The organism is Desulfocicer niacini (assembly GCF_054657595.1).
Genome location: NZ_BAAHYK010000070.1, coordinates 1 through 18,799, shown reverse-complemented (window position 1 = coordinate 18,799; position 18,799 = coordinate 1). Strand labels below are relative to the sequence as shown.

Here is an 18,799-nt window from a genome sequence, read left to right as displayed (position 1 = left end):
GACTTGAAGGCTACCTTTTCATATAAAAAAACCAGAATACCAGGAAACCTTCACGCATGAGTACCATAGCCCATCAATACATCGAAAGATCCACCGCAGCCGTCAGGACGGAAGCCCTCTTCGCTGATGCCGTGGTACAGACCCTCTACTCAACCATAAGGGAAAACATACCCTTTCTGTTCAACCAGATTTTGTCCCAAAGGGTTTCCCGGATGCTGGGTTTTTTAAATTATGATTTTCCCCTGGCGCAAATGGGTACAAAACCGGGGGCAGTGCTCAAAAAACTCGGCATCTCCCCAAAAGAGCTGTACACCCCCGTTGAATCCCTTACATCCTATCGCAAAATATTTGAAAGGCAGATCCGTTACTGGCAGGCAAGACCCATGTCAAACGAACCCGGAGCCGTGGTATCTCCGGCCGATGCCCGGATGTTGATGGGCTCGTTCAAGGCGATGTCCAGCCTTTTCATAAAGGAAAAATTCTTTTCGTTCACCGAACTTATAAGCCATGACAAGGAAAAATGGCTGGAGGCTTTCCAGGGTGGAGATTACGCCGTATTCCGGTTAACCCCGGACAAGTACCACTATAATCATGCCCCCGTATCCGGCCGAGTGGTTGACATATACGAAATCAACGGTCAATACCATTCGTGCAACCCGGGAGCGGTGGTCCAGGCGGTGACCCCCATGTCCAAAAACCGGCGGGTGGTTACAATAATTGACACCGACGTGAAAGATGGAACCGGCATGGGATTTGTGGCCATGATCGAAATTGTGGCCCTAATGATCGGAAACATCCGGCAATGCTACAGCCACAAAAGGTACGATGATCCGGTAAACGTGACTCCAGGTCTTTTCATAAAGGCAGGGCAGCCCAAAAGTCTTTTCCGGCCTGGCAGTTCCACCACCGTTATCATTTTCCAGCAGGATCGATGTAAATTTTGCCGCGATCTTCTGGCAAACAGGAACAGACAGGATGTAAAAAGCCGTTTCAGCCATCATTTCAACCATCCACTGGTGGAAACGGAAATTCACCTGAGAGAAAACATGGGAAGGGCCAAATAATGGATCAGTTTATCTTTATCTTTTCAATCGGCCTTGTGCTCGGGGTCTCCATATGGTGGGGGGTAAAACACCTTCCCGGAGAAAAATGGCAGATCTTGGCGGTCATCCCCGGTGCCGTCACATCCCCCGGTAAACGGCGGGGATTGAACCTCACCTATTACGGGGTATTAAGCGCCAATGCCTACACCTTTGCCGTTTTCATTTTCCTGATTCTTACCACCTCCTCAGGGCTTCCCCTGGCCGGTACGGCAACGTTCATAGTTCTGCTCCTGGCCGTGTGCATGCCTGCATCAAGCCTTGTTGCCAGGATTGTGGAAAAAAAGAGCGGGACCCTCACCGTGGGCGGGGCCGTGTTTGTGGGAATGCTTGCATCTCCATTTCTTATATGGCTCATGAACATGATACCCGCCCTGACAAAGGGTACCCCCCTTAATGCCACCCTGATGCTTTCGGCCATATCCATTGCCTACGCTTTTGGTGAAGGCCTGGGACGTCTGGCGTGCCTGAGTTTCGGCTGCTGCTATGGTAAACCACTTGATCACTGCAGTCCATGGATGCAAAGGGTGATGAAAAAACAGTGCCTGGTATTTCACGGAAAAACAAAAAAAATCGCATATGCCTCGGGGCTGGATGGCAAAAAGGTGATTCCCATTCAGGTCATCACCGCCATCATATACTGTATCAGCGCACTTGCGGGCACCCTGCTTTTTCTCAACTGTTACTTTGGTGCAGCCCTTGTGGAAACCCTTGTCATCACACAGGCGTGGCGGATTGTTTCTGAATTTTTCCGGGCGGATTTCAGGGGGAATTTCAAGATAACGCCCTATCAGGTGATGGCGGCGGCTACCGTTATCTTTGCGCTTTGCATCACCATGGCTTTTCCGGAAAACGGCAATACGGCCCCTGTTCTTTACCGCTCCATGGCCATGATAGGCTCGCCATGGACGATCCTTGCCATGGAGGGAATATGGCTTGTATCCTTTGTTTTCACCGGCAGGAGTTCGGTTACAGGTGCGGAAATAAGTTTTCATGTCCAGGAAGACAAAATTTGATCTCCCAGCGAGTCATCAGGATCAACAGAAACAGCTCCATGGTGGCACTGCTGTTGTACGATACCATCAAAATTATCCTGGCCCATGATCTGATGCTGAAATCCGGCATTAACCCATGGCTCTTTTTCTTTCTGGATGTGGTGACCATTCCGGGCTATATCATGGGATGGGAGGTACTGATTTCCGGCATGGGAAAAAATACGGCCCCCTTCCTTCACATGATAAAATGGGGAATCATTACTTTTTTCTGCACCACTGCCCCCTATGGATACGCATTGTGGGCCGGTAAAAACACCTCCTCCCGCCCGGTATTGCTGGCTCTGGCTGCAATTATCCTTATTCTTACCTTCAACATGATGCGAAAACTTTGCAGAACTGCCATGCAAAAACCATAAGCCGGTCTCATGCGCGGCTTTGACAGGCTTGTGGACGGCATGGGTTTCACCATTGTAAATGCCTGTTATCCCATGAGTGCCGATTCAGAAAACTCCCAGCTTAAAACCGTTTATCAGGCCACCGCCACCGACCACATCGTAAGGTTTACCCGTCGAGAAAAGAAAATGATCTTCAAGGCCCTGAGAGACACCATCCCCGGGTTCAGAAGCCGGATAAGGATTTTCACTCCCCGGGCATCCCTCAACGCCCTCATCAGGAATTACGAAAATACCGGTGGATCTATTTCCGAATTTTCCGCCCCATGCCAAGGCGGGATCAACTTTTTTTTATGGATTCAAAAACCGGGGATCTATTTCCCTGCGGTTTCCGGGGCAAAGATAATTTTGGGAAAATATGGAATATGACCCATCCATGGACGGTTAACGCCATGCCATGCCGACAGTGCGACTGGAAGTGCTTCCGGGATCCATCTGAACTCATGGCTCCGGTGGTGGATTTAGTTACCCGGCCCCTTAATTTTGTTCAAAAAATCCGCCAGGATCCCCGGCACTTTAAATTGTGGGTTGAAGATCTGCTGTACTACAAGGCCTGTGATTATTTTAACGGACGTATTCCCCCGGACTTCAAAAAAATGGGCTAGCTCTGAACATGAACCAGCCGCCACAATTGATTGGCAGACGGAATCAGGCTTGTGTGGACTTATAATGGGATTGGTTTGTCAGCCTCGGTGCGCTTTTTCAGGAAGAATGTATTCTGAGGAGACGGCGTTAAAATAAGTATCTTCGTCTACCCCCCGGGGCCCATCATCAGGCAATTGTCTTTTAGATGCCGTGCCCACCACAAGGGTAACCATGTCGGAGAGCAACGCCTGCATATGAAATGCCTTACGACGAAGCAGCTCCGAGGCGGATGCTGACTCTTCAGCGGCAGAGGCATTCCGGTGCACCACCTCACTCATCTGCCCCACTTCTGTGTTTACCCGTTCAACATCATCGGCCTGCTTTCTGGATGATTGGGCAATTGCCCTGAGAAGTTCACCGACCTGGCCTGCCGACTCCATCACCTGGTTGAAGGCATCCCGTGCCTCGTCAACAACCAATGCACCATCATTTATCCGCTGGGATGTTTCTTTGATCAATGAGGCGGTTTCACGGGCTGATGCGGCCGTCCTCTGGGCCAGGGCGCGGACCTCTTCGGCCACCACGGAAAACCCGGCACCGGCTTCTCCTGCCCGGGCAGCTTCAACGGCAGCGTTCAATGCCAGAATATTTGTCTGAAAAGCAATCTTATCAATGTTCTTGACGATTTTACCTGTTTTTTTACTTGATTGTGCAATATGAGCTATGGAACCGGTAAGGGCCTCCATCTTTACCTTGGCTTCGTCTGCAACGGCATTGGTTCTCTGCATAAATTCATCGGCTCTGGCGGCATCATGGGTATTGGTATGAATTGCACAAGTCATTTTTGACAGGGAGTCCCGGGTGTTCTCGATGGAAATCGTCTGGATGGAGGCTCCGGCTGCAAGGCTCTGGCTGGAAGCCTCAAACTCCCTGGAAGCCATGACGATCTGGTCTGCCTCGGCCTGTACCCTGGTTACGGTCCCCTTGACGGGTTCTGATATGGTGGAAGCCATAAAAAAAGCAACCACAAGGGAGATGAAAATGAAAACACCGCCAAAGATCAGATTGTCATTTCTGATCCCCATGGCCACGGCCATGAACTCGTCCCTGTCCTGGGTGACGGCAATACTCCATTTTTTAAAAGGCACCGGAGCAAATCCTGCAACCTTTGTCTTTGAGCCATAAACATAATCAATTACGCCGGTTTCTCCGGCAATCATGGATTGTGATATCTGTTCCATACCGGGAACGGCTTTAATCTGAAGGTTCAGCACGTTGTGTTTATCAGGATGGCCCAGGATCAATCCCTCCCGGTCCACCAGAAATGCATACCCGCTTTCGCCCATACGGATAGTTGACACAATGGAAATAATGGAATCCAGCCGAACCTGCATGCCGAAAACAGCGGCAAAATTATTGCGTTTGTCAAAAACAGGCGCACAGAAGGTTATAACCGGATTCTTATTCATATCCGAGGCAGTGACATCACCTATGGCAATGGTGCCGTTATCCCTGACCGCGGCAAACCAGTCGGTCTGTGCCACTGACATCCCCTTGTACGGTGTATCTCCGGAGGCGGTAACTCCGGCAAACAGATCACCTTTATCTGTGCCGAGAAAAAGACCTTCGCACTGATCGCCCAGGGCTTGAATATTTTTCAGCAGGCTCTCGTTAACCCGTTTTTCTGTGAGTTCATCAATTCCCAGGCCGCCGTAAAACCTGATGTCCATGCCCCCAAAACTGCTATATCCACTGGCCATGCCGCGACAGATAAGTTTCTGCTCATTTACTACCCGTTCAACGGTGGTGGCAAGGCTGCCTGCAATGCGTAACGACTGGGTTGTCCCCACATCTTCCATGGCTTTTGTGGCTCTAGTGCTGGTAAGATAACCCATGACCGAAAGGGGAACCAGAATAAGTAAAAAGGCTCCCAGAATCATTTTTATTCTTAAACCCAGCCCGGCATTCAAGCGGGCAATGCCAGATACATCCGTGAGGGAAATCATTTCAGACTCCTGAAATACCGAATTTAAATTCTGTTATTGACTCAACTTTGGTTATCAGCGTTTTCGTGCTGGCTCAGGCTTGCATTATTGACGATTTTGTTGCAAATTATCTTGAAACACCCCCAGGCGTTGTTGTGGGCAGGTAGATAAGACCCAATGAGGTCTGCCGGTGGCGGTTAATGAAATACACCTCAAATCCGGGGGTGTATTTCAAGCTTTGATATGGACAGGCCGATAAGACGAAAGATGTCCGGCCAAGGCAATGCGCTCAAGTTCATGGCTGATTTTCATAGAAGTCAATATATGCCTTAGATCCTGGGCCAGGGGTTGACGTCCGGCAAAGATTTCAATGTGGAAATGGGGTTGCATGCGTCACTCCTTGGGATATGTTCAGATCATCCAAAACGTCCGGTGATGTAATCATGGGTGAGCTGGTGCAGGGGATTGAGAAAAATCTGGTCCGTGGGACCGATCTCAATTAAATCACCCAAATGAAAATAGGCGGTTCTCTGGGAGACCCGGGATGCTTGCTGCATGGAATGGGTTACGATGGCAATGGCGTAATCTTTTCTTAATTCGTCAATCAGGTCTTCAATGATGGCCGTGGCGATGGGATCAAGGGCAGAGCACGGCTCATCCATCAGAATCACCTCGGGGTTGACGGCAATGGTACGTGCAATGCACAGCCTCTGCTGCTGGCCACCGGACAGGCCTGTCCCCGGCTGATCCAGACGGTCCTTGACCTCACTCCAGAGACCTGCCCTCTTAAGGGATTTTTCCACAAGTTCATCGGTTTCATCCCTGTGCTGGACCAGGCCGTGTATCCTGGGACCATAGGAGATGTTCTCGTAAATGGATTTGGGAAAGGGGTTGGGCTTTTGAAAGACCATGCCCACCCTGGCCCTCAAAGGCACCACATCCACTTTTTTTTCATATATATTGTTACCTTCAAGCAGGACATTGCCCTTGACCTGGCATCCCTCAATGGTATCGTTCATGCGGTTCAGACACCTTAAAAAGGTTGATTTTCCGCACCCGGAGGGTCCGATCAGGGCAATCACTTCCTTGTCACCTATGTCAAGGGAAACATCTTTTATGGCAGGCTTTTCACCGTTATCATAATAGACGTAAACATTTTCACATCTAATCTTGGGATTACTGACGGTTTTTTCACCGACTGTTGCCCGGGTTCCTCTTTCAACCAAATGCTCCCGGCCATTTATCCCGGGCATCTTTTCAACCATGATATATTCCGTTTTAAATTTTTGCCCGGTCCTTGCTTAATTCTTGGCTAAGAATTCGCAGGACCGGGCACCGGCAGTTTACTTCAGTAAAAAAACCGGATCGTCATCAGGTGTTAACTCGAAAATTCAGAAATTTTCATCATACTTAAACGCAAGCCTGAATCAGAGATCTGAAAGTTTCATGGGTACAAGATTTTTCACGGCGTCACTGAACTGTTTTCTTTCCGCGTCGGGCATGGGAATCAGGCCTTTATCGGCAAGATAACCGTCGGTGCCCCAGGCTTTTTCGCTGGTGAACTCAGCAAGGAAAGCCTTGATACCGGGAATTTTCTCCACATGAGCTTTTTTCACATAAAAAAACAGGGGACGGGATACGGGATATTCTCCGTCAGCAATGGCATCAAAGGTGGGCTGCACGCCATCGATAAAAGAACCCTGAATTTTATCGGTATTCTGATCAAGAAAACTGAACCCGAAGATACCCAGAGCCAGGGGATTGGCTTGGAGTTTCTGGACGATCAGGTTATCGTTTTCACCGGCCTCGATATAGGCTCCGTCTTCACGGATAGTGTGGCAGACCGCCTTGTAGGCTTTCTTATCCTTCTTTTTCATGGCTTTTATGAACGGATAATTCTTTGCACCGGCCTCCATGGCCAGTTCCACAAACGCATCCCTTGTACCGGATGTGGGCGGGGGGCCAAGAACTTCAATGGCGATATCGGGAAGGTTGGGGTTTACGTCCTTCCAGGTTCTGTAAGGATTAAGAACCAGGGTTTCGGTTCCATCGGGGTTGGGCACTCTGGCTGCCAGGGCCTTGTAAAGATCTTTTCTTGAAAGCCTCATGGGAGCGGCGGCTTTGGCGTTTGCAACCACGATGCCGTCATAACCGATCTTCACCTCAATAATCTCGGTGACCCCGTTACTCATGGCCTTTTCCAGCTCGGACTTTTTAATTCTCCTGGAGGAATTGGTGATATCAGGATACTGTACGCCCACGCCTGCGCCGAAAAGTTTATGGCCTCCACCTGAACCGGTGGACTCAATCTTGGGGGTCTTGAATTCAGTGGATTTTCCAAACTGCTCGGCCACAACCGTGGCAAACGGATAAACTGTGGATGAGCCCACAATCGAGATATAATCTCTTGAGGCTCCTGCAGATACGTTACCGATGCCCATGCCTGCAATAAAGGTCAGGGCCATGAGGGTTACTAATGTTTTTTTCATTTTTTCTCCTTGTTCATTAATATGGAGCTCCATCCATCAATGACCACCCAAAGGGAAGTCAGCACCGCTGAATTGTGAGCCCGGTTTTGTTCAATAAAACGACTGTTCAATCAAGGTTAACATCAAGGCTATATATCCCGGAGAGCAGAGCTCAATGGCATCCCCAGGATGCGTAATTCTGAAATCAGGTGATTACAAAGACTACCAACGCCTTTCAAACTTCTTTCTAAGAAATACGGCCAGTGCATTCATGGTGACCAGAAACATTAAAAGGATCATGATTGCCGCCGATGTTTTTTCCAAAAATGCCCGCTCGGGACTGTCCGCCCACAGAAATATCTGTACAGGCAGTACCGTAGACGGATCTGTAAATCCACCGGGGATATCAACGATAAAGGCCACCATACCGATCATAAGAAGCGGTGCTGTCTCCCCCAGTGCCTGGGCCATGCCGATGATAGTTCCGGTGAGCATGCCGGGAAGGGCCAGGGGCAGCACATGGTGCATGACCATCTGGGTTTTGGATGCCCCGATACCCAGTGCTGCCTCCCGGATGGAAGGGGGAACCGATTTCAATGCGGCACGTCCTGAGATAATAATCGTTGGAAGGGTCATGAGTGTCAGCACAAGCCCCCCCACAAGGGGTGCAGAGCGTGGCAGCCCCAAGATATTTAAAAACATGGCAAGCCCCAGCAGGCCAAACACGATGGACGGCACTGCCGCAAGGTTGTTAATATTCACCTCAATAATGTCGGTGATCCAGTTTTTAGGGGCAAACTCTTCAAGATATATGGCGGCGCCCACCCCCATGGGAAACGAAAGAAGCAGGGTGATCATAAGGGTGAAAAAAGAACCGCAGGTGGCTCCCCATACACCGGCAAGCTCTGGTTCCCTGGAGTCCCCTGACGTAAAAAAGGTGGTGTTAAACCGCTTTTTGATGCGTTTTTCTTCCATCAAGCGATCCACCCAGGCGATCTGCATATCGTCCATGCGGCGATCGCTCTCTTTTCCTTCTCTTGAGATATGCCCTTTCATGAGCATGTCAACATCATCATCGGCCGGTACCCACAACTCTACGGTTTTACCGATATCTTCGGGATGGGCTTTCACGTAATCAAGCAACTCAAAAGATGCTCCGGAGCTGACCATGCCGTATAATTTTTTTCGATCCCGCCTGTTTTCCACCTCGGGGAACATCTCACGAAAGGTCTTTTTCACCATTCCCTGGTAATCTGCCCTTGCAAGGTTATGGGGGTTCAAACCGCCCGGGTCCAGAAATATGCTCAGCTTCACTGCTGTCTGTTGAAACGCAGTGTACCCGTTACCAAAAATGGAGATAAAAAGAATGCCAAGAAACACAAGACTCACCACAATGGCCATCAATCCCAGAAATTTGAATCGCCTCTCAGACCTGTACCTTCGTCCAAGCCCCTGCTGGACAATATCAATGGTTTTTATTTTTGAATGTTTGGTGTCCGACTGGGAACACCCTCCTGCTGTAGAGGCTGATGCCTTGTCTGTCTTCATTGATGCACTTCCAGAGAGGTTTACATCTGCATACCCGGCATCATTTTCAACAACACCTGTAAGGATCTGATTTCCAGTTGTCAGTACCATTTGCTTACTCATATTGCTCCCTGTACTTTCTAACGACATATAAAGCGATTACATTGAGTACCAAGGTCACCACAAAAAGCATCAACCCCAGGGCAAAGGCCGCCAGGGTTTTGGGGCTGTCAAACTCCTGATCCCCCACCAGCAAAGTGACGATCTGCACCGTCACCGTGGTCACCGTTTTTAAAGGATTGGCCGTAAGATTGGCTGCAAGTCCTGCAGCCATCACCACAATCATGGTCTCGCCAATGGCCCGGGAAACCGCAAGCAGCACGCCGCCGACGATGCCGGGAAGGGCCGCCGGGATCACCACTTTTCTTATGGTTTCCGACTGTGTGGAGCCTAGGCCGTAGGCACCATCCCTCAAGGACTGGGGTACGGCATTTATAACATCATCGGAAAGAGAGGAGACAAATGGGATAATCATGATACCCATGACAAGGCCTGCGGCAAGGGCACTCTCGGACGAGACATTCAATCCCAAATCGGCACCGGCATTGCGAATAAGAGGTGCTACCACAAGGGCTGCAAAAAAACCGTACACCACTGTGGGAATACCTGCCAGGATTTCAAGAAGGGGTTTGACCACCGCCCGGAAACGGCGATTGGCATACTCGGAAAGATATATGGCGGACATGAGACCGATGGGGACAGCCACGGCCATGGCAATGGTGGAGATCAGCAGGGTTCCGGTAAAAACCGGTATGGAGCCGAAAGCGCCGGAGGAGCCCACCTGATCTGCCCTGATGGCCATCTGGGGACTCCAGTCCAGACCGAAAACAAATTCAGTCAGGGGAATCATTTTAAAAAAACGGATGGCCTCGTACAACACAGACAGAACAATGCCGATGGTGGTAAGAATCGCCACGGCGGAACAGGCCATGAGAAGATAACGCACCACCTGCTCAACATGATTTCTGGCCCGCAACTCGGGTGAAATCAGCTTCCACACCCCAACAATCCCCCCCATGGCAATGACGGTGACAATAACACCCATGGCCCCCCGGCTAACCTGCCGAAGATGAATATAATGATCGGCAGCCGCACGCATAACCGCATCCACGTCCCCGGAGACGATATTTCCGTTAACCAGATTTTTAATATCATTGAGGATCAGGTTCAGTCGATCCGGCGGCAGGTTACGGATACCATCGGGTAACCCGGAAATCACCATGTCCATGATAATACCCGACTCGGACATGAGCCAGATGGAAAAAACAATCACGGCAGGGACAGCGCACCACAGCGCCGTCAATGCTCCGTAATAGACAGGACGGGAGTGCAGTATTGATGGACCGTCGCCCTTTTCACCCACTGAGAATGCCTGTTTTTTACCCAGGTAAAATCCCAGGGTGGATAGCATCAACAGCCCGATTAACAGATTGAATGGTGTCACTTCGCTCCTCTTTTTTTTGAATTTCAAAAAAAATATCATTGGGCGAACAATACATTCAATTTGTTAGGAATTGATTAAGGTTATATTAGAATTGGATGGCTTGTTTTCAAGACCGAAAAAAACTGCTAATTGCCTTCAAAGGCCTATTTTAAGGTAACTATGTTGATTTTTTCATGCCCATACTGCCTGCAAGACAATGAAGAAGCGTACCTGCGACACAAAGCTGCCCTTCCCTTAAATGGGCGATACAAAAAAACAAAATCATTGTAGATAGTCTATATTCATGGGATTGGGCAGCAGTAATAATTTCATGGCAGATAGACAAGCCCGGGTTTGTTAACAACATGGGCGTGGGGTCAACGTAAGGCATACAAAGAACAAATGTCTGTGCTCCCTGCCCCGGAATATGTTTTACCTTCAGCCAGCAGATTATTATAGATCTCAAGGTCTTGTTGAGTATCAATATCAAACCAGACTTTTTCAACATGAACCTTCAAGTGTGCGGCATTGGCAATTGTATCCTGAAAGACACTGCAAGAACTCCAGGCAATGTTTTGGAATAAAGGCGTAACATCTGTTTTCCTATGGAATCCTATCATATAATAACCGCCATCAATGGCAGGCCCAATGATCATCCCGGCTGTGTGAAGATGGCTGAAAAAACAACGTACATCAGATGCATCCACCAGGGGAATGTCGCTTCCCATCAATATGACTCTTGAATAGTTGCGCTGGAACGACTCGGTGATGGCCCTGCACATTCTTTCTCCAAGATCCAAACCTCTCTGATAAAAATAGGCATCATCTTCACCAAATTTCTCTTTATATGACGCAATATCATGGCGATCATCCACATAAAATGCCAGATCATAATGGTCACAGTTCAGATCTGATATCTGGTTTATGACCATTTTTTCATATAATTGTGCGGCCTTTACGTGCCCTATCTCCCGGCCAAGCCTTGTTTTTACCCGGTAAGGTTCCGGATATTTAATAAATATGATCAGCAGGTTTTTCATATCCCTCCAGCAGGCCATGGGGTCGGGCCTGGGTTGCAGTTTCATATTTCATTCTCGATTTACACTTTCCAGCGCAATAGCCCTACCTGGGAACTCGGACCTCTCGTCCAGATTTTTACAATACTTGCGGATATGCGAACGAGACATCCGCGCTCCTGGCTATAGCAAAATGGGCAATTTATTTAAGACCGGTTCCTTAAAAAAATGCATACTATTTTGTAGACCATACGATGAATGCCGATTTAATAATAAAATTTAACCAGCACCCGGGGGGAAACCCCCATATAAAATAAAAATGCCAGTAAAGGATTCCGAAGGCTGGTATAGATCATCCCGTCCTTCATCCATTTTCTGGCAGAGGTGCGCACCCTGTGGGGCAGAATTTTAAAGCAGGCCTGGGATTTTTTAATCTTCTGCATCAGGGCAATGTCTTCCATAAGCGGCATTTCAGGAAAGCCCTGGATATAAAAAAAAAGCTCCCGGGTGACAAAGATCGCCTGATCCCCATAGGGTATCCCGGTTATCCGGGAACGAAGGGATGCCACCCGGGATACCATCTTTAAAAAGGGATGAGGCGAATCAATGGAGAGATCAAAGGCACCACCGGAACATCCGGCATGGATGGTGTTTCGGATCAACCGGCAAAACCCATGGGGCAGCAGGGTATCGGCATGGAGAAAAACCAACACATCACCAGTGGCATTTTCTGCCCCTTGATTCTGCTGAATGGCACGTCCCCTGGGTGATATTATTTTTTTAACCCTTTGATCAGATATCAAGGCATGGGTAGATCCCATGGGATCACCATCCACAAGAATGATCTCCACACGCTCTTTAGCTGTTTTTTCAAAAAGATCTGCCAGAAAAAGGTGAATCTCTTGTTCGTACAGCACCGGAATAATAATGGAAATCAACATCTCAGTCTCTTTTCCTTTTGGATCATGTTGCGTTGCCGACCCCATCGACATACCAAAAATTTCGATATCAAAGGCAAAAAGCCCACAATGCAACATGAATTTTTCTTTCTTCAGATTTTACCAGGCCTGACATCACAGCGACACAGCCATCAAAACCAGCCCATGGCCGTTAAAGCCATTTACGATAAAGCCGGATGATCGTCAAATCCAGAACCAGAAAAAGTAAAATGGGTACAATAATAAACACCAGGGTCAACCCCGAAGCCAGGGACCAGTCCGCGGAGTTGAGAAAAGGAAACAGATACCCGGAATAGGACGGCACGGCTCCCCCGCCTATAAGGAACACCAAAAAATAATCTGAAAATGCCACCAGAAACACTATGGATGCCCCGGCGGTCAAGGCCGGAAGCAGCATGGGGATCTCAATTTCCCAGAGAATCTGCCAGAAGCCTGCCCCCAGATTTCCGGCGCACACAAGGGCATCGGGATGAATGGTTTTATAACCGGACATCAAGGCCCTTAACATATAGGGATAGCTGTAAACGGAAAGGATCAGGGCCACCCCCAGATGGGTATCGGCAAGCCCCAATCGAATAAATATCAGATGTACACCAACGGAAAAAGTCATCACCGGCAGCACGGCCGGGGCCAGCAACAGGCTTTCAACGATTTTTTTCCCCTTAAAATCATGGCGGCTCAAGTATTCAGCCGGCAGCAGGGAATAGATGATGGAAAGTATCACTGCAAGGGAGGAATAAAAAAAAGAGGAGGTGATGTGGGCGAGAATCTGTCCTGCATTCTCTTTCAGATAAATGAAAGTCCGAAAGTTCATGGTTTCCGGCAGTAGAGAAGGGAAAGCCCACTGCCCGGCAAAACTGTAAAGCACCAGCACCAGCAGGGGAAACAAAAAAACAAACCAGAGCCAAACCACCTTCAGTGTGTGTTTATTCAAGCCTTCCCCTTGTCCAGCCTGTTGTAAATCTGAAAATAGAGGAAGGTCACCACCGATGAAATCAAAAACAGAATCACAAGCAACGCCATGGCCACGGGCCGCTGGGAAAGATCATGACGGAAATAATAATCGTACACCTGCAGGCTGAGCATCCCCGGGGTGCTGCTGCCCAGGATATAGGGGATTTCAAAGGCCCCGAAACTGTAAATGAACAGAATCAAAAAGGTGGTGGTGAGAATCTCCTTCAAATGGGGCAGCACCACACTTGTAAAGATGCGTACCTCCCCTGCCCCCAGCTGCCGGGCTGTCTGGATATAGCGCTTGTCAAATTTTAGCAAAACAGACATGCCCATCAATGCCGCAAAGGAAGTCTCTTTGAAAACATAGGCAAGAATTTCCCCCATACCATACCGACTGAAAATCAGGTTGGGAAACTGCTCCAGGGCTGAAATAATACCCAGTTGATAACAAAGCGATGAAATAATGCCCGACCGGCTGAGAAAAATCATGGTGATAAAGGCAACGGCAATGTGAGGAAGCACAATGGGGATTTTATATATCACGGCTTTATCCTGCAACCCCCCGGGAAGATGCCACAATCCATAGGCCAGCAGGGTTCCCAAAACAGTGGAGATCACCCCGGAGACAAGGGCCACATAAAAGGAAAACAAGATGGATAGCATAAAATGACCATGGGTAAAGATTATTTTATAGGCCGTCCATATGGAATCATAATGTACCAGGGGATTCAACATACCCAATGACTGACAAAGCGTCATCAAGATTCCGCCTGCAAAAAACAGCACAAAGGGAATCAATGCAGGCAACAATTTGAAGCAGGGTTTCATCTATTCTTTTTCCAGCACAAATCGGCTCCAGTCGTTTTCAAGCCGTGTCAGATAATCTGCCGGAATTTCTGGAACCCCATGTTGGTTCAACACGTCAAGGGCAAGCGTAGCATCTCCCAGATCAAGGTCATCAAAAGCCTTGCGGTCTGCGGGTTCCAGCTTTTTCATGTCCAGCACAGTAAAATCTCCCCAGTTTTCGGGGTTATTCTTTGAGAGCTGGGCTTCAGGAGACAGCAAAAAATTGGTAACCACCATGGCCCCGGCAATGTTGGAGGTATTAAAGGCAATGGCCGTGAAATGGTTGTTGTAGATGGCACCTTCCTTCATCACAAAGGTTCTCACAGTGGGGGGGTATTTTCCCTCCATGATCTTGCTTGAGGCATAGGCCTGGTGGTAGGACATGTTCATGTCCACCTCCCCCCTTTCAAACAGAAGCCCCAATGCCGTAACATTTTTGGGATATGACCTTCCCTGCTGCCAAAGATAGGGTTTTATTTCATTTAAGTATGCCCACAGTGCCGGGGATTTTTTTAAATACAGGTCTTCATCAAACCCTTTCATGTACTGTTCATACCCACCGGTGACGGCATAAAAAGCCTGTCGGATGAAAGCTGAACCTGTGAAATCAGGGGGCTGTGGATAGCTGAATCTTCCAGGATGGGAAATAATCCACTGTTTTAGTGCTGCAAAACTTTCAGGAGGGGACTGAATCTTGGCACTGTCATGGATAAAAACGAACTGGGCCTTGCCATATGGGACTTCATAATTGTCAACGGGGAAACCAAAATCCGAGGCAACCGTACCCGGATCAATATAGTTTTTAAAATTGGGGAGTTTATTCGCCACCGGACCATACAGCAGATCCGCTTCCCGGGCATTTTTAAAATTTTCCCCATTGATCCACATCACATCAATGGTGCCGTTTGTTTTCCCTGCCTGCTTTTCCGTGAGCAGTTTATTCACAAACACCGCAGCATCCATGGGCACCATATGAAGTGAGATCTTGTATTTTTCTTCAAGGGTTTTTGCCACATATCCTTCCACCCATTTGTTGATGGTGGCAGAACCGCCCCACATATAAAAATTAACGGTGGTGCCCCGGGCTTTTTCCAGGGCCTGATCGTAAGACAATACACTCTGTTCGGGGGTTTTCGGATTACAGGAAAAAAGTAGACAAATCAACACCAGACATAGACCAGATCTTTTCATTTAACGCTCCTATAATACTAGATAATCAATATTTTCATAAACACAAGGTTCAGGGCTGCATTGTCAGGGACTTGAACACGAACCCGGCTACTCTGGGTTGAGGGCAGAAATGCATTGGTGGCATTATCTACGGAGAAAAAATCAACAATGGTTTGCCGTCAATCACGCCTATAAGCCAAGCCTGACCCCATTTTCTTTCAACGGTTCTTTCAGGAGCCTGTCAATTGTGATATCCACCGCATCTCCTGATTTAAAGTGATTATTAAGACTGTTCACATGAAAACTAAAATTGTCATTTTTTATATGATAGCTGATATTCGCGCCAAAGAAAATGATTTGTGCAATTTTCCACTTACCCTTTGGATTGAAGGACATGGTGACGGCTTCGGCCCTGAAATAGTAGCAATACCTGTCAAAATCCAACCCCTGTACCATATCCATCTTCTGGGCAGCCTCCTGCGTAAGAATATTCACCTGTCCCAAAAAGGATGCTGCCCTGATGGATATGGGAGCATGATAGATCCGGCTTACCTTGTCAATCTGCACCAGTTCACCGTCGAGCATCACCCCGATCTTGTCGGACATATGAAAGGCCTCCTCCTGGTCATGCATAACGGCTATGGTGGTAGTGTTAAACCGTTTCTGGGTATGGTGAATAAATGAGGCAGTCTCCCCTTTAAGGTTTTTGTCAAGGTTGGCAAAGGGTTCATCCAAAAGCAGGATGGAAGGGTTGATGACCATGGCCCTGGCAATGGCCACCCGCTGCTGCTGACCGGCGCTCAAGGCTTTGGGATACTGGTTGCGCTTCTCTCTGATCTGGAAACAGGCAAGCATTTCGTTTACTTTTGTTTTAATTGTGTCTTTATCTATTCTGGCAGCCCTCAAGCCAAAGGCAATATTATCAAAAACCGTCATATTAGGAAATAGCATGAAATCCTGAAACACCATGACTGCAGGATTTTTACCGTTTTGGGTGTCGGAAAATAAAATTTCTCCGGAATCTGGTTGTTCCAGTCCTGCAATCATTTTAAGCAGGGTGGTTTTTCCCACACCCGAAGGTCCCACAAAGGAGATGATATCGCCTTTTTCAGCCCCAAAGGAGATATTTTTCAACAACACCTTGCCTCCAAATGTTTTATTCAGGTTTTTTATTTCAAAAAACATTCCATATTTTCCATGTAGTCTTGAATTTTTTTAAAGGTGTTCCGGTCTTTTAAGATCCTATCCTGGCGGGTATACTCCACATGGGCCATGAAGCACCAGCTTAAAGCCCTCAAGATGATGGTTTTCTCCAGTATGGATGTTTTAAATTCCAGTTCATCAAAGGAAATCTCCGGAGATATCAGGCCATGATAATGCTTCAGAAAGCCCAGCCTGCCTTCCGGAGAAAATCTGAAATTAGACTTCCACAGGGTGGTGGTGGGAATAATAAAATGTGCAAGATCCTGGTACCGGCATGAGACAACAGCCTTTTCCCAGTCCACCAGAAAGGCCTTGTCGTCCTGTACGATGAAATTACCTGAATTCACCTCGGTGTTGACTATGCAAAGAGACTCACGGTCAAACAGAGTCTGGTGCTGCTGCCTTAGCTGCAAAATTTTTTCATGGTAATCCAGCAGCAATTGCTTCAGCCTTTTCAAGGGATGGTGGGGAAATCTCTGTATAAGCCCAAGGCTTTCCCGGGCAATATCTCCCATGGGATCTTTCTGGGACACCAGTTGCCCGGATATGGGAAGCTTATGGATGGCGGCAAAGACGGGGGGTACCTTATCAAGATCCCTGTAAAATTCAAATTGGCCGCCGGGGATAAACTCCATGAGCAGCACCCCCCCCAGGGCCGTGTCCGATGCCACATACCTGGGTTTAGGGGTCACCCCGGATGGTTCAACCGCCTTTAACACCCTATATTCATACCTAATCTGATCAGCCTGGCCCAACTGGGTGCCATGGTTGATGCGAAAGACATATTTTTGTTGACCTGCAATGACAAGATAATTTTCATTGTATTCTCCTGCCGCCAGAAAAGAGACATCATCCACGTTATCAAGCCATCTATTATCCATGATAATCTGTGCAATGCAGGCGAATTTTTTATTTCTATTCATATTTTCTCATACCCGACAGTGGTACATTCAGTGAGTGGTCATAGTGGAGGGCCGGTCACAATTTAAGGGGCAACGGGTCAGATGCTATACCTTCTCCCCGAAGGCCTGGATGATATGGTCTGAAAAACATTCGATGATTTCCGACGTCACCTTTCTGGTCTTGTGAAGAACGATGTTGGAGACCGGCAGCACCGGCAGCCCGTCCCCAAGCTCAACGAGCTTGAGATCCGGGGGGGCATTGCTGCGAATGATGGGAGCCACGGCAAAACCGGATCGAACCACATCGATAAGGCCTGATATGCAGCGGCTGACATATACGATCCTGTAGCGTATCCCCGCCCTTTCCAATGCCTCAATGGCCCAGGTGCGGAAAATGCAGCCCTCTTCAAACACGGCAACGGATACTGTTTTATGATCCTGAAGTACAAATCCGGAATCAGCCACCCAGACCACCGGATCATGGGAGATCACCTGGCCGCCGTCACTGATCTGGGTACAGATGCCAAGATCCAGCTCCCCCGTATCAACGGCATCCTTAATCACATCACTGTTTTCACAGCGCATCTGGAGCACCACATCGGGATAGGCTTGGGCAAATTTTGCCAGCAGCCGGGGCAGCACGCCGATGGTGTAATGCTCCGGTGCACCAAACCTTACAAAGCCCTCAAGATCCGGTTTTGACAACGCCCGAATGGCATCATCGTGCTCTTTTATAATTCTCATGGCGTGCTTGAGCAGGATATTGCCTTCGGGTGTGGGTTTCACTGTTTTTCCAATGCGTTGAAACAGCTTCTTTCCCACTTCATCCTCAAGGCGTTTTATCTGCATGCTCACGGCGGACTGGGACTTATTAACCTGAACCCCAGCCTTGGTAAAACCTTTGGTCTCGGCCAGGGCAATAAACGTTTTCAGATAATCTATCTGTAAATTCATAATGGCAACTTTTTGTGATGATTCACATCAAAACTATTCATTGGGCTAATAATACTATCAAATATAATTTATCAGTCAAGGATAGAGCACACGTTTTTATAAATATTAAATTTCGTTATTTTATCAGCGATGCTTCAACACATAAAACTGAAACATAAGGAGACATTATGAATAATATTAACTCAACTTTCGATGTTCGT

The 18,799-nt window shown here is 48.1% G+C and carries 19 protein-coding genes; 5 read left to right on the top strand and 14 right to left on the bottom strand.

The genetic code is table 11. The features are described 5' to 3' along the window. The first annotated feature begins 56 nt into the window (after window positions 1-56). From ACYQ2M_RS23110 to ACYQ2M_RS23090, 5 genes are read left to right on the top strand one after another with little or no spacing between them, the layout of a single operon-like run. Complete coding sequence (locus tag ACYQ2M_RS23110) at window positions 57-1,064, top strand: phosphatidylserine decarboxylase (protein WP_459918763.1); 1,008 nt, start codon at window positions 57-59, stop codon at window positions 1,062-1,064. After that, window positions 1,064-2,116, top strand: coding sequence for a prolipoprotein diacylglyceryl transferase family protein (locus tag ACYQ2M_RS23105; RefSeq protein ID WP_459918762.1), 1,053 nt, complete (start codon window positions 1,064-1,066; stop codon window positions 2,114-2,116). The genes ACYQ2M_RS23110 and ACYQ2M_RS23105 overlap by 1 nt, the downstream gene beginning before the upstream one ends. Beyond that, window positions 2,113-2,511: a hypothetical protein gene (locus ACYQ2M_RS23100; RefSeq protein ID WP_459918761.1), complete on the top strand. Its 399-nt coding sequence runs from the start codon at window positions 2,113-2,115 to the stop codon at window positions 2,509-2,511. The genes ACYQ2M_RS23105 and ACYQ2M_RS23100 overlap by 4 nt, the downstream gene beginning before the upstream one ends. 9 nt (window positions 2,512-2,520) lie before the next feature. After that, window positions 2,521-2,916, top strand: coding sequence for a hypothetical protein (locus tag ACYQ2M_RS23095; RefSeq protein WP_459918760.1), 396 nt, complete (start codon window positions 2,521-2,523; stop codon window positions 2,914-2,916). After that, window positions 2,913-3,152: a hypothetical protein gene (locus ACYQ2M_RS23090; RefSeq protein WP_459918759.1), complete on the top strand. Its 240-nt coding sequence runs from the start codon at window positions 2,913-2,915 to the stop codon at window positions 3,150-3,152. Before ACYQ2M_RS23095 ends, ACYQ2M_RS23090 begins: the two co-directional genes overlap by 4 nt. A 78-nt stretch (window positions 3,153-3,230) precedes the next feature. On the opposite strand, the gene ACYQ2M_RS23085 is transcribed toward ACYQ2M_RS23090, so the two are convergent. From ACYQ2M_RS23085 to ACYQ2M_RS23020, 14 genes are all read right to left on the bottom strand, one after another. Next, window positions 3,231-5,138, bottom strand: coding sequence for a methyl-accepting chemotaxis protein (locus ACYQ2M_RS23085; protein ID WP_459918758.1), 1,908 nt, complete (start codon window positions 5,136-5,138; stop codon window positions 3,231-3,233). Between the two features lie 210 nt (window positions 5,139-5,348). After that, a complete protein-coding gene (locus ACYQ2M_RS23080) occupies window positions 5,349-5,507 on the bottom strand; it encodes a PhoU domain-containing protein (RefSeq protein ID WP_459918757.1) in 159 nt (52 codons plus the stop codon). 26 nt (window positions 5,508-5,533) lie between these two features. After that, entirely contained in the window at window positions 5,534-6,382 is an 849-nt protein-coding gene (gene pstB / locus ACYQ2M_RS23075; RefSeq protein WP_459918756.1) for a phosphate ABC transporter ATP-binding protein PstB, read from the bottom strand. Window positions 6,383-6,544: 162 nt separating this feature from the next. After that, on the bottom strand, window positions 6,545-7,606 hold the full coding sequence (locus ACYQ2M_RS23070) for a PstS family phosphate ABC transporter substrate-binding protein (protein WP_459918755.1): 1,062 nt from the start codon (window positions 7,604-7,606) through the stop codon (window positions 6,545-6,547). A gap of 201 nt (window positions 7,607-7,807) precedes the next feature. Next, window positions 7,808-9,235 carry a phosphate ABC transporter permease PstA gene (gene pstA, locus ACYQ2M_RS23065; RefSeq protein WP_459918754.1) on the bottom strand — a complete coding sequence of 476 codons (1,428 nt, stop codon included), beginning with the start codon at window positions 9,233-9,235 and terminating at the stop codon, window positions 7,808-7,810. Continuing rightward, window positions 9,228-10,616 carry a phosphate ABC transporter permease subunit PstC gene (gene pstC, locus ACYQ2M_RS23060; protein WP_459918753.1) on the bottom strand — a complete coding sequence of 463 codons (1,389 nt, stop codon included), beginning with the start codon at window positions 10,614-10,616 and terminating at the stop codon, window positions 9,228-9,230. Before pstC ends, pstA begins: the two co-directional genes overlap by 8 nt. A gap of 356 nt (window positions 10,617-10,972) precedes the next feature. Further along, on the bottom strand, window positions 10,973-11,635 hold the full coding sequence (locus ACYQ2M_RS23055) for a TIGR04282 family arsenosugar biosynthesis glycosyltransferase (RefSeq protein WP_459918752.1): 663 nt from the start codon (window positions 11,633-11,635) through the stop codon (window positions 10,973-10,975). Between the two features lie 242 nt (window positions 11,636-11,877). Then, complete coding sequence (locus tag ACYQ2M_RS23050; RefSeq protein WP_459918751.1) at window positions 11,878-12,552, bottom strand: TIGR04283 family arsenosugar biosynthesis glycosyltransferase; 675 nt, start codon at window positions 12,550-12,552, stop codon at window positions 11,878-11,880. Between the two features lie 169 nt (window positions 12,553-12,721). Beyond that, window positions 12,722-13,504 carry an ABC transporter permease gene (locus ACYQ2M_RS23045; protein WP_459918750.1) on the bottom strand — a complete coding sequence of 261 codons (783 nt, stop codon included), beginning with the start codon at window positions 13,502-13,504 and terminating at the stop codon, window positions 12,722-12,724. Continuing rightward, window positions 13,501-14,352, bottom strand: coding sequence for an ABC transporter permease (locus ACYQ2M_RS23040; protein ID WP_459918749.1), 852 nt, complete (start codon window positions 14,350-14,352; stop codon window positions 13,501-13,503). Before ACYQ2M_RS23040 ends, ACYQ2M_RS23045 begins: the two co-directional genes overlap by 4 nt. Continuing rightward, window positions 14,353-15,561, bottom strand: a complete 1,209-nt coding sequence (locus ACYQ2M_RS23035) for an ABC transporter substrate-binding protein (RefSeq protein ID WP_459918748.1) — start codon at window positions 15,559-15,561, stop codon at window positions 14,353-14,355. It lies immediately after the preceding gene. Between the two features lie 168 nt (window positions 15,562-15,729). Beyond that, a complete protein-coding gene (locus ACYQ2M_RS23030; RefSeq protein ID WP_459918747.1) occupies window positions 15,730-16,725 on the bottom strand; it encodes an ABC transporter ATP-binding protein in 996 nt (331 codons plus the stop codon). Further along, a complete protein-coding gene (locus ACYQ2M_RS23025; protein WP_459918746.1) occupies window positions 16,710-17,666 on the bottom strand; it encodes an aminoglycoside phosphotransferase family protein in 957 nt (318 codons plus the stop codon). Before ACYQ2M_RS23025 ends, ACYQ2M_RS23030 begins: the two co-directional genes overlap by 16 nt. A gap of 84 nt (window positions 17,667-17,750) precedes the next feature. Continuing rightward, the gene (locus tag ACYQ2M_RS23020; RefSeq protein WP_459918745.1) at window positions 17,751-18,599 is read right to left on the bottom strand and encodes a LysR substrate-binding domain-containing protein; all 849 of its coding nucleotides are present in this window, start codon (window positions 18,597-18,599) and stop codon (window positions 17,751-17,753) included. Between the last annotated feature and the right edge of the window lie 200 nt (window positions 18,600-18,799).